Genomic DNA, 13,072 nt, shown 5'->3' with positions numbered 1-13,072 from the left:
CTTTTGCTATAATGAAATTTAACATAAAACAAATTGCCGAAATTCTTGAAGGAGCCATTGATGGTGACCCTAATATTGAAGTAAGCAAATTGTCAAAAATTGAAGAAGGAGAAGAAGGTAGTTTAAGCTTTCTTTCTAATGATAAATACACTCCTTATATATATAAGACAAAAGCTAGTGCGGTTATAGTCAACAAAGATTTTGTAGCAGAACAAGCTATAAATTGTGCCTTGATACGTGTAGAAGACGCTTATCTAGCTTTTACTAAATTGCTTGAGTTTTATCAAATGACCAAAATGAACAAGCAAGGTATCGAGCAACCTAGTTTTATTCATGAAACAGCTTCTTATGGTGATGATTTATTTTTGGCAGCTTTCAGTTATATAGGTGAAAATGTGAAAATAGGAAATAACGTTAAAATATTTTCCAACGTGAATATCGCAGATAATGTTACCATCGGTGATAATTGTATTTTACAGTCTGGTGTTCATATTATGTCAGATACGGTTATCGGAAATCACGTCGTCATCAATTCTGGATCCGTTATTGGAGCAGATGGTTTTGGCTATGCACCTAATAAAGATGGCTCTTATACAAAGATTCCACAAACAGGTAATGTAATCATAGAAGATAACGTTAACATCGGTGCTTTAACAACTATCGATAAAGCTACTTTAGGAAGTACTATTATAAAAAAAGGAGCTAAATTAGATAATCAGATTCAGGTAGCTCATAATGTTGAAATAGGAGAGCATACCGTGATAGCCGCGCAAACAGGTATTGCAGGTTCTGCAAAGATTGGTAAATATTGTAGAATCGGTGGTCAGGTAGGAATTGCTGGACATATTGAAATAGAAGATAATGTAGGTGTACAGGCTCAAAGCGGTATAGGTAGAAAATTAAAAAGTGGCTCGATAGTGCAGGGTTCTCCCGCATTTGATTTTGGAGATTGGAATAGGAGCTATGTATTATTTAAAAATTTAAGAAAAATCGAATCAAGAATTACTGATCTTGAGAAAAACTAGGGTTAAATGACGGCAACAGAATTTAAGCAAACAACCATAAAAGAAGAGGTAACACTTTCAGGTGTCGGTTTACATACCGGTAAAAAAGTTACTTTAGTATTTAAACCAGCTCCAGAAAATCATGGATATGCTTTTCAAAGGATAGATCTAGAAGGTAGTCCGATTATTGAAGCATCGGCAAACTATGTAACAGATACTAAAAGAGGTACAACTTTAGATAAAAGAGGTGTTCAAATCAACACTTGCGAGCATGTTCTTGCAGCTTTGGTAGGTCTAGAGATAGATAACTGCTTGATAGAAATAGATAGTAGCGAGCCTCCTATAATGGATGGATCTTCAAAATTCTTTATTGAGGCTTTAGAAAAGGCAGGTAAAATAGAACAAGATCAATTTAGAGAAGAATACGTAGTTAAAGAAATCATCTCTTATAAAGATGAAGAGACTGGCAGTGAAATTATGTTAATGCCAGCAGACTCCTACCAAATTACTACTATGGTAGATTTTGGCACTATGGTATTAGGTACACAAAACGCGACTTTAAATAAAATTTCAGACTTTAAAGACGAGATTTCTAATGCAAGAACCTTCAGTTTTCTTCATGAAATAGAAATGCTTTTAGAACACGGTCTTATAAAAGGTGGTGATTTAAATAACGCTATCGTTTATGTCGATAAGGAATTGTCAGAGAAAACAACTGAGAGTCTTAAAAAGGCTTTCAATAAAGATAATATTACTATTAGACCTAATGGTATTCTAGATAATCTAGAGTTGCACCACCCTAATGAAGCGGCCCGTCACAAACTATTAGATGTGATAGGAGATCTTGCTCTTATAGGCTACAGAATAAGAGGTAAAGTTATCGCTACAAAACCTGGTCACTTTGTAAATACACAATTTGCAAAGAAAATGTCCAAAATTATAAAGAAAGACATAAAGGATAATGTGCCACAAGTAGATATTCATCGAGAACCATTGATGGATGTTATGCAAATAATGGATGTCTTACCACACAGGCCACCTTTCCTATTAATAGATAAGATTTTTGAACTATCAGATTCTCACGTGGTAGGTTTGAAAAATGTAACCATGAACGAGCCATTCTTTGTGGGACACTTTCCTGGTCAACCAGTAATGCCAGGTGTTCTTATCGTAGAAGCTATGGCGCAAACTGGAGGTATTTTGGTTTTGAGTACCGTTCCAGATCCAGAAAATTATTTGACATTTTTCATGAAAATGGATAATGTGAAGTTTAAAAGAAAAGTATCTCCTGGAGATACATTAATATTTAAATGTGACCTGATATCTCCTATTAGAAGAGGTATTTGTCACATGCAAGCTTATGCTTATGCAAATGGTATTCTTTGTGCCGAGGCTGAGTTGATGGCTCAAATTTCAAAAGTTAAATAATGAATCAACCACTAGCATACGTCCATCCAGGCGCAAAAGTTGCAAAAAATGTAGTTATAGAACCTTTTACAACCATTCATAACGATGTGGTTATAGGTGAAGGAACATGGATAGGATCAAACGTTACCATAATGGAAGGTGCACGAATTGGGAAAAATGTGAGTATTTTTCCAGGTGCTGTAATTAGCGCTATTCCTCAAGACAAAAAGTTTGAAGATGAAGACACAGTAACAATAATAGGTGATAATACCACGATTAGAGAATGTGTTACCATTAATCGCGGTACATCTGATAGAATGAAAACCGTAATAGGTAAAAACTGTTGGATTATGGCTTATTGCCATATTGCACATGATTGTATTGTAGGTGATAATTGTATTTTTTCAAATAATAGCACGCTTGCAGGCCATATTACAGTAGGAGATCATGTAGTACTTGCTGGTATGGCAGCAGTTCAGCAGTTTTGCCAGATAGGAAGCCATGCATTTGTTTCTGGTGGATCTTTGGTTCGTAAAGACGTTCCTCCATTTGTAAAAGCTGGTCGTGAGCCGTTGAGTTATGTCGGTATCAACTCTGTAGGTTTACGCAGAAGAGGTTTTGAGCTGGAGAAGATTAGAGAAATTCAGGATATCTACCGTATTCTTTATCAAAAGAATTATAACGTATCTCAAGGTGTAGAAATTATTGAAGCAGAAATGAGCGCAACACCAGAGCGTGACGAAATATTAGAGTTTATTAAAAATACTAAGAGAGGTATCATGAGAGGATACATCAGTAAATTATAAGATATGGCAAATACAAGCGACATTAGAAAAGGATTATGTATACGTTACAATCACGATATATTTAAAATCATAGAATTTTTACACGTAAAACCAGGTAAAGGACCTGCTTTTGTAAGAACTAAATTAAAATCGGTAACGACTGGAAAAGTAATCGATAATACTTTTTCTGCAGGACATAAAATTGATGACATTCGTGTAGAGACACAAGCGTTTCAGTTTTTATATCAAGATCCTGATGGATACCACTTTATGAATACAGAATCTTATGAGCAAATACGCTTGCAAGAGTCTGTTCTTGATGCGCCTGGATTGTTAAAAGAAGGCGAGGTTGTGAAGATACAAATCAATACAGAAGATGATTCACCATTATCGGTAGATATGCCTCAATATGTTGTGCTTGAAGTAACGGCAACAGAGCCTGGTGTTAAAGGAAATACAGCAACTAACGCTACAAAACCTGCAACGGTAGAAACTGGTGCAGAAGTAATGGTACCACTTTTTATAAATGAAGGTGATATCATCAGAATCGATACAGAGAAAGGGAATTATCACGAAAGAATGAAACAATAATTGAAATTTCCTAGAACATATCCACTTTCCGAAATTGCAGAAATCATCAGTGCAAAATATGTAGGTGATGACTCGTTTCCAGTAACAGGAATGAATGAGATTCACGTGGTAACTTCAGGTGATATTGTATTTGTTGATCACCCTAAGTATTATGATAAGGCACTGGAAAGTGCTGCCACCATTGTATTGATCAATAAGGAAGTTGATTGCCCAGAAGGAAAAGCGCTATTAATTTCTGATGATCCGTTTAGGGATTTCAATAAATTGACGAATTTTTTTAACCCTTTTTCCGCTTTCGCGAAAGCGGAATCTCCTATAAGCATGGGTGAGAATACACACATTCATCCTAGTGCTGTAATTGGTAAAGATGTTGAAATAGGAAGTAATACGATTATCCATGCAAATGTTTCTATAGGAGATAGATGTATTGTAGGTAATAACGTAATTATCAATTCTGGAGCCGTTTTAGGTGGTGATGCTTTTTATTACAAAAGAAGACCTGAAGGTTATGATAAATTATTGAGCGGTGGACGTGTAGTCATTGAAGATCATGTAGAAATAGGATGTAATGCTACTATTGACCGTGGTGTGACTGGAGATACAAGAATAGGTTACGGCAGTAAGCTGGATAATCAAGTACAGATAGGACATGATACTGTTTTGGGTAAACATGTACTTATTGCGAGTCAAACAGGTATTGCAGGCTGTGTAATTGTTAAAGATGAGGTTACTATTTGGGGACAAGTAGGAATCACCAGCGGAATTACCATTGGGGAAAAAGCCATAATTTCTGCTAAGTCTGGTGTCAGTAAATCATTAGAAGGTAATAAACATTATTTTGGGATACCAGCAGATGATTTTAGAAGTAAGTACAAGGAAATTGCGGCTATTAAACGAATTCCAGAAGTTCTAGAACTTCTTAAAAATACAAATAAGTAAAAGTTAATATTTTAACGAAAAGATAGATTTTAATTCTAGGTTAACGTTTGATTCTTACCTAGTTTAGCAAAAGATTTAATAAGAGTATAAATGTCCTTATCAGCAAAGAAAATAGTAAAAGGTTTTTTAGATTCAGACGTGTTTGTGAACTTGCAAGAGTTTGAAAACTACCTCCATAAGGATTTAAAAATGCATTGGCATGCAAGTTCCGGTTATAGGGAATTTAGCTTTGAAGACTATCGTAGATTGTGTCAATCTACAGCTGCTTCATATGAAAGTATGAGGACGGACGTTACTCATATCATAAGTGACAAAAAAGAGGTTGCAGCTAGATTTACAGTTTATGTAAGAACTAATGAAAACCCAAGAGAAGAAGTACCAGTAGGATACTTTATTTCCATATTTAAAATACAGGATGATAAGATTATTGAAGTTCATCAATCTAGCCATCCATCACAAGATTAATTAAGAATACTTCATATAAATAATAAACAATGAGCGTTTTAGTAAACAAAGATTCTAAAATTATAGTACAAGGTTTTACCGGTAGTGAAGGTACCTTCCATGCAAGTCAAATGATCGACTACGGTACAAATGTGGTAGGTGGTGTTACTCCAGGAAAAGGTGGTCAGGAGCATTTAGGAAAACCAGTTTTTAATACAGTACAAGAAGCAGTAGAAAAAGCAGGTGCAGATGTAACTATCATTTTTGTGCCACCAGCATTTGCTGCAGATGCAATAAAGGAAGCTGCAGATGCAGGAATCAAAGTAATTATTACTATTACAGAAGGTATTCCAGTTGCAGACATGGTTAAAGCTGCAGATTATATTAAATATAAAGATTGCCGTCTCGTAGGTCCTAACTGTCCAGGTGTGATTACTCCAGGTGAAGCAAAAGTAGGTATCATGCCAGGTTTTGTATTCAAAAAAGGAAAAGTAGGTATCGTTTCTAAATCTGGAACACTTACTTATGAGGCTTCTGACCAAGTGGTTAAGCAAGGTTATGGTATTTCTACAGCAATAGGAATAGGTGGTGACCCAATCATAGGAACAACCACTAAAGAAGCGGTAGAGCTTTTCATGAATGATCCAGAAACTGAAGCTATCGTTATGATAGGAGAAATAGGTGGTCAGTTAGAAGCAGATGCTGCAAAATGGATTCAAGAAACTGGAAACAAAAAACCTGTAATAGGTTTTATCGCAGGTGAAACTGCTCCAGCTGGTCGTACAATGGGTCACGCAGGTGCAATCGTTGGTGGAACTGAAGATACTGCTCAAGCTAAAAAAGCAATCATGAAAGAATGCGGGATTCACGTTGTGGACTCTCCAGCTGAAATCGGTAAAAAAGTTGCTGAAGTTTTAGGATAAATTTTTTCAAACCAGAATAAGTGCTTTTTCATAAGTGCTTATTCTGGTTTTTTATATAAACCAACTACTTATGAAATTATTAGAAGGTAAAAATGTCATCATTACTGGTGGTAGCCGTGGGATAGGTAAAGGAATTGCAGAGGTTTTTGCAAAACATGGTGCAAATGTTGCATTTACTTATGCTAGCTCTGAAGGTCCAGCTCTAGAATTAGAGAAAGAACTTATGGCTTTAGGCGTTAAGGCCAAAGCTTATAAAAGTAATGCAGCAGATTTTAAGCAATCTCAAGAATTAATTGACCAGGTAAGCAAAGACTTTGACAGCATTGATGTTTTAATCAATAACGCTGGTATCACAAAAGACAACCTTTTGATGAGAATTAGTGAAGAAGATTTTGATAAAGTTATTGAGGTAAATTTAAAGTCTGTTTTTAACATGACAAAAGCGGTACAACGCACGATGTTAAAACAACGCAGTGGTAGTATTATCAACATGAGTAGTGTTGTAGGTGTTAAAGGAAATGCAGGTCAGACTAATTATGCAGCAAGTAAGGCTGGTATTATAGGTTTCAGTAAATCCGTAGCACTAGAACTAGGTTCTCGTAACATACGTTGCAATTCTATAGCACCAGGTTTTATAGAAACTGAAATGACAGGAGCACTTAATGAAGCTACAGTTCAAGGATGGAGAGACGCTATTCCATTGAAACGTGGTGGTACGCCAGAAGATGTGGCAAACGCTTGTGTATTTCTTGCTAGCGATCTTTCAACCTATGTGACAGGACAGACACTTAATGTGGATGGCGGAATGCTAACCTAGTAAAACTAAAGATTGATGACCGTAATTTTGATGATTATTGCTGCTGCTGTCGCTGCGTTAATAGCTCTTTTTCAATACGGTTATTTAGATACATCTAAGAATATCAAAAAAAAACCGTGGTTTGCGTTATTACGCTTTCTCACGGTTTTTTGTATTTTACTTCTATTTGTTGCTCCACGTTTTGAATCAAAATCATATGAATCACTATTACCTCAATTAGTGATAATGGTAGATGATTCTAAGTCTATTGATTATTTAGAATCAACAGAAACACTACAAAACGATTTGCAATTATTATTAGAAAATGAAAATTTGAATTCAAAATTCGAAATTCAAACTTTTCAATTTTCAGACCAGATCAAACCTATAGATTCTCTTGGTTTTAATAAAACAGATACAGATCTAAGTAAAGCTATCATGGAGCCACAGGAGCTTTTTAAAAATAGAAATAAAGCTATTGTTGTGCTTACAGATGGTAATCAAACTACAGGTAACAGTTACAACTACTCAAAATTAGATGATAAAACGAGTCTTTATCCTCTTATTTACGGTGATACCACGCAATATTCAGACTTACAGATTACCAATATAAATGTCAATCGCTACAGCTATCTGAATAATGAATTTCCAGTAGAAGTTTTTATTTCGTATCAAGGATCTGAAAGCGTCAATCGCAGTTTTAGAGTAACGCAAGGCAAGAATACTTTGTATAAAGAGTCTTTTTCCTTTGATGATAATAAGAAATCTGCTATTGCTAGTTTTAATATTACTAGCACGGCTGTGGGAACACAGTCTATGATTGCCACGATTGAAACCTTATCTGAAGAAAAGAATACTAAGAACAATTACCGCAGTTTTGCTGTAGAGGTGATTGATCAACAGACTAATGTCTTGATTCTTAGCGATCAATTACATCCCGATATTGGTGCGCTTAAAAAAGCTATTGAATCTAATCAGCAACGCAAAGTCACTATTAAGAATACATCAGATGCATATGATTTGAATGAGTATAATCTAGTGGTGATGTATGGGGTTAGTTCCGCTTTCGCGAAAGCGTACTCCCAAAAAGCACAATTAAACAAAAACACCTGGATCATTACAGGTGCAGATCCTGATCTAAATTATTTGAATGCCAACCATTCTGCATTTGAAATTGATAACGATAATGAGTTTGATGAGGCACAACCTTTATTAAATGAATCATATTCAACCTTTAATCTAGAGGAGCTTAATTTTGAAGATTATCCTCCGGTTTCTGTACCATTCGGCGAATTAACTTTTAATAATAACGCAAACGTTCTTTTTTATAAGAAAATAGGGAATATTAAGACTACACAGCCCATATGGTTCACTTATGAAAATGCAGATTCTAAACACGCGGTAACTTTAGCTAGCGGTCTATGGAGATGGAGAGCACAAAGCTTTTTAAATAATAAAGATTTTAAAAATTTTGATGACCTAGTAAGTAGTCAGGTACAATATCTAGCCAGTAATAAGAAACGTAATCGATTGGAGGTTGATTATGAAACCTTTTATTATCAGAATCAAAGTATTCTAATAAATGCTCAATATTTAGATAAAAATTATGAATTTGAAGATAACGGTATCTTAAATTTGAATATAAGAAATAAAGAGACTAAGACAGTGATAACAAGGCCTTTTGTACTTAATGGTAATTCTTATGTGGTTGATTTAAGTGGCTTAGAACATGGAGATTACACTTTTTTAGTTAAAGTAGAAAATGATCAACTGTCTCGTTCTGGATCTTTCAGTATTTTAGAATACGATATTGAAAAACAGCAGGTCAATGCGAGTGATGCAGGTATGAAGAAACTAGTAGGAAAGTCAACTGTTCTTTATCAAGGACAAACAGATAATTTAATAGAAAAATTAAATAACGACCCATTACTACAAACGGTAGAAAGAGCAACGATTCAGCAAAGTAGTTTAATAGACTGGAAATATCTTTTAGGCATTATTTTAGTATTGTTGGGTCTAGAATGGTTTTTAAGAAAGTATAACGGATTAGTATAAAAAAGAAAATTATGGAAAAATTACCTAAAGCAGCAGTATTTACCTTGATAGGTTTAGTAATACTTGCTATTGTTATTATCAAAAGTTCAGTTGTTATCGAATCTGGACAAGCTGGAGTTTTATTTAAAACACTAGACAATGGTGTGGATAGAGAAAATACCTATGGAGAAGGTTTTCATATCATTGCACCATGGAATGACATGATCATTTATCCAGTAAGACAACTTTCTGTTAGCGATAAAATGAGAGTACTTTCTGTAAATGGTCTTGAAGTAACTGTTGATGGAACGGTATGGTACCAGCCAGAATATGATAAATTACCATATTTACACCAAGAAAAAGGTCGTGAATATGAATCTCAAATTCTTGCACCAGCAATAAGCGCGGCAGCGAGAAGCGTTGTAGGTCGTTACACACCAGAACAATTGTATTCTAGTAAACGTGATGTTATTCAAAACGAAATTCTAGACGAGGTTCAAAAAGAATTATCCTCTCAATACATACAGGTAAACAGAGTTCTTGTAGAAGACGTGACTTTACCTCCTAAAATTAAGTCGGCTATCGAGCGTAAATTAGAGCAAGAGCAAGAAGCATTAGAATATGAATTTAGGCTTGCTAGAGCGACTAAGGAAGCACAAAGACAAAAAATTGATGCTGAAGGTAAAGCGGTTGCTAACAAGATTTTGAGCGCTTCACTAACGGATAAAATTCTTACTGAAAAAGGAATTGAGGCAACTTTAAAGTTAGCCGAATCTCCTAACTCTAAAGTCATCGTAGTAGGTGGCGGCGAGAGTGGTGGTTTACCAATTATTCTTGGTAATCAGTAAATACCACTTCAATTATTAAAAAAAACTCCTAAATCAGATTTGAATTAGGAGTTTTTTTGTTTTAGAAATCTAGATAACGAACTGACAATATCGAAAGGTTTATAGCATTCTCCATCCTTTCCGACCAAATTTGCGCTGCGCTCCAATTTGCCCACCTTTCCTTTAAAAGGAAAGGAGTTTTTTAGTTTACATCATTGTTCAACCTAACCGGGCAAAATTACAATGCGGTACAATTTGGCCATTTGCGCATTCCTCTCATTACGCAAGCTGCAATCGTCAGATGCAGGATCTAAGGAAAGGAGTTTTTTAATTTATCCATATCCAGCGCATCTTTGATGCGTATGAACTATCTGAGCATTTGCAATGCGCATTGTTGAAAGTTATAAAAGAGCTTTTAAAATGTTTTAAGTAATGAAGCCTTAAATCTGTTTACTCAGCAATTTTCAACTTCAACTTAAGTTTCAACTTAAATTTAAATTAAGACCCATAAATACGCGTGTCGGCAATACCTACGATGATCCATTTATCGTCTATAAAGAAAAGCGTGAATTTATTTGTTCCTATATGCGATAACAAATTATTGTAATAGAATTCATAAGTGGTAGAAACTGTTGCTACCTGAGTATCGCTACTATAACTGATTTCAATAAGGCGTTCTTCAAATGAAATACTATCTGGAATACTTGCGATTCCTTTTAAAAAACCGTCTATTTTTGTTTTATTGATCCTGCGTTGTTCACCTTTGATAGACATTGAGGTAAGCATGATTTCTGGCAGGATCATTTCTTTTAAGGCTAGCGTATCTTGTGCATGAAAATTCTTAAAAAAGGTCTTTACAGCATCCACAGGATTAGGCTTTTCAATAGTTACAATGGTAGAATCTTGCGGGATAGGTTGTTGTGAGTAAGTTTTCGTACCGTGTCGTTGCACGGCATAAACTTCATTGCTGGAAAAAGCAATGAAAGCGAGAACACAAAAAGCAGTAAATAGAAGTCTCATATCGTATCCATTAAATTGAGCTGTAATATTAGTACTTTTGCTGGACTTAAAATAAGTTTTATGTCAACCGCAAAAAAGCAATACAAAAGAGTAACCGTTAAAACCCTTGTAGAAATGAAGGGTAATCATGAAAAAATATCGATGTTAACGGCTTATGACTACACCATGGCAAAAATTATCGACAGTGCTGGTATAGACGTCATTCTTGTAGGTGATAGCGCGAGTAATGTAATGGCTGGTCATGAGACAACTTTACCGATAACGTTAGACCAGATGATTTATCATGCCAGTAGTGTGGTGCGTGCTGTAGATCGTGCGCTTGTGGTGGTAGATTTACCCTTTGGTAGTTATCAAAGTGATCCTAAGGAAGCCTTGCGCAGCGCCATACGTATCATGAAAGAAAGTGGTGGACATTCTGTAAAACTAGAAGGTGGAAGTGAAGTAAAGGATTCTATTAAACGTATTCTTCATGCAGGAATACCAGTTATGGGACATCTAGGATTGACACCTCAATCCATTTATAAATTTGGTACCTATACAGTAAGGGCAAAAGAAGAAGAAGAAGCGGCAAAACTTATTGAAGATGCTCTGGCATTACAGCGATGGGGTTGTTTTGCACTGGTTCTTGAAAAAGTACCAGCAGCACTTGCAAAAAAAGTAGCCGACCAACTAACGATTCCTGTAATAGGAATAGGAGCAGGCGCTGGTGTGGATGGTCAGGTATTGGTTTCTCATGATATGTTTGGAATGACACACGAGTTCAATCCGCGATTTTTACGTCGTTATTTAAACCTTTATGAAGATATGGGTAATGCCGTTGCTAGTTTTGTAAAAGACGTCAAAGCAGTCGATTTTCCTAATGAAGAAGAACAGTATTAAACTGAATTACTTATAAATTTCAAAACGCCTCTTTAAATGAGGCGTTTTTTTATGTATGGTAGTTTCGCTTGCGCGAAAGCGAGTTTTTAGAAATTAAACGATCTCATTTCAAACTGCACGTTACTTTATTTTTCACTCCTGATTTCTCTAACATAGAAGTTACTAACTTTCAAATGATAGCTATTATTTTGCAATATCCTTTTAATGTTGATACTCTCATTTGATACTATCAAAGATATGTGTAGGCTTCCCCTTTTTAGGACACTTTAAAATTAGACAAAAAGTTTTTATTTAGTTGTAGAGGTTAGCAAATTGGGTTACTCGTTCATAAATAACCCCACTAGTTACACTAGTTTGATCTACTTGTTGCAAGGCATCATCTAGAGGACTAGTGATCTCTTGTGCTGATAGTTGATATAGAGATAATAGCATCCCTATACTTAGAAGTAATTTTTTCATAAGTTTGAAGATTTAATGGTTAATAAATAAGTTTTACTGTTAAATGTTTATAGACCACTGTTGCCGCAGTGGTCTTTTTTGTTAGTCAAAGTTGGTATTTGGTAAGCTTCCTAATTGAAGATCAAATCGTCCTAATTCGACTTTTAAAGTGTCCAACGGATCTAAACGGTTAATCAATTTGGCATTAAATTGTCCAGAAAAAATATGATATTGAAAAGGTTCATATTCTTTTTTCGTTATTATTATTTCGCCTGAATTGTCAAAAGACAAGTAATCATTATAAGATCCATTTTTAAAAAAGTTACCATGAATATAATTATGATTTTCACCATCAATTCCTCTTAATCCATTAGACTCATAAACAACATATTGACTTGCTTCTAAAATTTCTAAATCTTCTAAATGTATAATCAATGAACCTGTTTTATCGCTTTTACGATCATAAACATGTATTTCCCAATTGTCATTTTCAGTTCTCAAAACCCTTAAACCTTTATTATCACTATTAACAGTAATACGTCCATCTCGTGGTCTAAAGTATTTTCCATCAACAAGACACCCAAAGGTATTTTCGCCCGTGGTGGTAATGGGTGGTAATAGGCTTTCTTGTGATGGCGCATCATCAGTGCTACATGAGAATAACAGTAGCATTACGGTAGATAATAGTATGTTTTTCATAAGTTTTGTTTTTATGTTTTTCGTTCGTAGGGTTGCTTACAACGGTCTAGTATATGAAAAGTAGGGCAGTTGTAAGCGATACTTTTCGGATGAAGCACGAGCCGAATTTTTTAATTTTCTTATTACCTTTTTTCTCAATAAGCCAAATTAAAAAATTTGGCGGACTCGCAAATATGCCTTAACTTCGATTAAGCAACTAGCTAGATATGAGCTATATACGTCTTAAGTTTGAATCTTATTACATTTAGATATAAATAAGAAAGAACAAAAGAGAGGAATAAGGTTA

The 13,072-nt window shown here is 35.0% G+C and carries 14 protein-coding genes; 11 read left to right on the top strand and 3 right to left on the bottom strand.

What is annotated here, in order from left to right; all coding sequences use genetic code 11:
- Positions 1 to 11 precede the first annotated feature (11 nt).
- The 10 genes from lpxD to ACTF54_RS12410 all read left to right on the top strand — a co-directional run bounded on the left by lpxD (position 12) and on the right by ACTF54_RS12410 (position 9,771).
- Complete coding sequence (gene lpxD, locus ACTF54_RS12455) at positions 12 to 1,025, top strand: UDP-3-O-(3-hydroxymyristoyl)glucosamine N-acyltransferase (RefSeq protein WP_438969495.1); 1,014 nt, start codon at positions 12 to 14, stop codon at positions 1,023 to 1,025.
- A 6-nt stretch (positions 1,026 to 1,031) separates the two neighbouring features.
- Complete coding sequence (locus tag ACTF54_RS12450) at positions 1,032 to 2,432, top strand: bifunctional UDP-3-O-[3-hydroxymyristoyl] N-acetylglucosamine deacetylase/3-hydroxyacyl-ACP dehydratase (protein WP_347197530.1); 1,401 nt, start codon at positions 1,032 to 1,034, stop codon at positions 2,430 to 2,432.
- Positions 2,432 to 3,217, top strand: coding sequence for an acyl-ACP--UDP-N-acetylglucosamine O-acyltransferase (lpxA, locus tag ACTF54_RS12445; protein WP_347197531.1), 786 nt, complete (start codon positions 2,432 to 2,434; stop codon positions 3,215 to 3,217). The genes ACTF54_RS12450 and lpxA overlap by 1 nt, the downstream gene beginning before the upstream one ends.
- Positions 3,218 to 3,220: 3 nt before the next feature.
- Positions 3,221 to 3,787, top strand: a complete 567-nt coding sequence (efp, locus tag ACTF54_RS12440; RefSeq protein WP_347197532.1) for an elongation factor P — start codon at positions 3,221 to 3,223, stop codon at positions 3,785 to 3,787.
- The gene (locus ACTF54_RS12435) at positions 3,788 to 4,726 is read left to right on the top strand and encodes a UDP-3-O-(3-hydroxymyristoyl)glucosamine N-acyltransferase (protein ID WP_347197533.1); all 939 of its coding nucleotides are present in this window, start codon (positions 3,788 to 3,790) and stop codon (positions 4,724 to 4,726) included.
- Between the two features lie 90 nt (positions 4,727 to 4,816).
- Positions 4,817 to 5,191: a nuclear transport factor 2 family protein gene (locus ACTF54_RS12430; RefSeq protein ID WP_347197534.1), complete on the top strand. Its 375-nt coding sequence runs from the start codon at positions 4,817 to 4,819 to the stop codon at positions 5,189 to 5,191.
- Between the two features lie 29 nt (positions 5,192 to 5,220).
- Positions 5,221 to 6,093, top strand: a complete 873-nt coding sequence (gene sucD / locus ACTF54_RS12425) for a succinate--CoA ligase subunit alpha (RefSeq protein WP_438969494.1) — start codon at positions 5,221 to 5,223, stop codon at positions 6,091 to 6,093.
- 70 nt (positions 6,094 to 6,163) lie between these two features.
- Positions 6,164 to 6,910, top strand: a complete 747-nt coding sequence (gene fabG / locus ACTF54_RS12420) for a 3-oxoacyl-[acyl-carrier-protein] reductase (protein WP_347197536.1) — start codon at positions 6,164 to 6,166, stop codon at positions 6,908 to 6,910.
- Between the two features lie 15 nt (positions 6,911 to 6,925).
- Positions 6,926 to 8,944: a hypothetical protein gene (locus ACTF54_RS12415; protein ID WP_438969493.1), complete on the top strand. Its 2,019-nt coding sequence runs from the start codon at positions 6,926 to 6,928 to the stop codon at positions 8,942 to 8,944.
- A gap of 11 nt (positions 8,945 to 8,955) precedes the next feature.
- A complete protein-coding gene (locus ACTF54_RS12410) occupies positions 8,956 to 9,771 on the top strand; it encodes a prohibitin family protein (RefSeq protein ID WP_347197537.1) in 816 nt (271 codons plus the stop codon).
- A 477-nt stretch (positions 9,772 to 10,248) separates the two neighbouring features.
- On the opposite strand, the gene ACTF54_RS12405 is transcribed toward ACTF54_RS12410, so the two are convergent.
- A complete protein-coding gene (locus ACTF54_RS12405; RefSeq protein WP_438969492.1) occupies positions 10,249 to 10,770 on the bottom strand; it encodes a nuclear transport factor 2 family protein in 522 nt (173 codons plus the stop codon).
- Positions 10,771 to 10,830: 60 nt separating this feature from the next.
- On the opposite strand from ACTF54_RS12405, the gene panB reads away from it, so the two are divergent.
- On the top strand, positions 10,831 to 11,649 hold the full coding sequence (gene panB / locus ACTF54_RS12400; RefSeq protein WP_347197539.1) for a 3-methyl-2-oxobutanoate hydroxymethyltransferase: 819 nt from the start codon (positions 10,831 to 10,833) through the stop codon (positions 11,647 to 11,649).
- Between the two features lie 291 nt (positions 11,650 to 11,940).
- On the opposite strand, the gene ACTF54_RS12395 is transcribed toward panB, so the two are convergent.
- On the bottom strand, positions 11,941 to 12,108 hold the full coding sequence (locus ACTF54_RS12395; protein ID WP_438969491.1) for a hypothetical protein: 168 nt from the start codon (positions 12,106 to 12,108) through the stop codon (positions 11,941 to 11,943).
- Positions 12,109 to 12,189: 81 nt separating this feature from the next.
- The gene (locus tag ACTF54_RS12390) at positions 12,190 to 12,786 is read right to left on the bottom strand and encodes a hypothetical protein (protein WP_438969490.1); all 597 of its coding nucleotides are present in this window, start codon (positions 12,784 to 12,786) and stop codon (positions 12,190 to 12,192) included.
- Between the last annotated feature and the right edge of the window lie 286 nt (positions 12,787 to 13,072).

This window comes from Nonlabens sp. (assembly GCF_965657255.1).
GTDB lineage: Bacteria > Bacteroidota > Bacteroidia > Flavobacteriales > Flavobacteriaceae > Nonlabens.
This window is presented reverse-complemented; position numbering and strand designations above follow the sequence as displayed.

What these genes read in the sequence shown, in the direction of transcription:
- lpxD (WP_438969495.1), top strand. Translation starts at nt 12, where the DNA reads ATGAAATTTAACATAAAACAAATTGCCGAAATTCTTGAAGGAGCCATT.
- ACTF54_RS12450 (WP_347197530.1), top strand. Translation starts at nt 1,032, where the DNA reads ATGACGGCAACAGAATTTAAGCAAACAACCATAAAAGAAGAGGTAACA.
- lpxA (WP_347197531.1), top strand. Translation starts at nt 2,432, where the DNA reads ATGAATCAACCACTAGCATACGTCCATCCAGGCGCAAAAGTTGCAAAA.
- efp (WP_347197532.1), top strand. Translation starts at nt 3,221, where the DNA reads ATGGCAAATACAAGCGACATTAGAAAAGGATTATGTATACGTTACAAT.
- ACTF54_RS12430 (WP_347197534.1), top strand. Translation starts at nt 4,817, where the DNA reads ATGTCCTTATCAGCAAAGAAAATAGTAAAAGGTTTTTTAGATTCAGAC.
- sucD (WP_438969494.1), top strand. Translation starts at nt 5,221, where the DNA reads ATGAGCGTTTTAGTAAACAAAGATTCTAAAATTATAGTACAAGGTTTT.
- fabG (WP_347197536.1), top strand. Translation starts at nt 6,164, where the DNA reads ATGAAATTATTAGAAGGTAAAAATGTCATCATTACTGGTGGTAGCCGT.
- ACTF54_RS12415 (WP_438969493.1), top strand. Translation starts at nt 6,926, where the DNA reads ATGACCGTAATTTTGATGATTATTGCTGCTGCTGTCGCTGCGTTAATA.
- ACTF54_RS12410 (WP_347197537.1), top strand. Translation starts at nt 8,956, where the DNA reads ATGGAAAAATTACCTAAAGCAGCAGTATTTACCTTGATAGGTTTAGTA.
- ACTF54_RS12405 (WP_438969492.1), bottom strand. Translation starts at nt 10,770, where the DNA reads ATGAGACTTCTATTTACTGCTTTTTGTGTTCTCGCTTTCATTGCTTTT.
- panB (WP_347197539.1), top strand. Translation starts at nt 10,831, where the DNA reads ATGTCAACCGCAAAAAAGCAATACAAAAGAGTAACCGTTAAAACCCTT.
- ACTF54_RS12395 (WP_438969491.1), bottom strand. Translation starts at nt 12,108, where the DNA reads ATGAAAAAATTACTTCTAAGTATAGGGATGCTATTATCTCTATATCAA.
- ACTF54_RS12390 (WP_438969490.1), bottom strand. Translation starts at nt 12,786, where the DNA reads ATGAAAAACATACTATTATCTACCGTAATGCTACTGTTATTCTCATGT.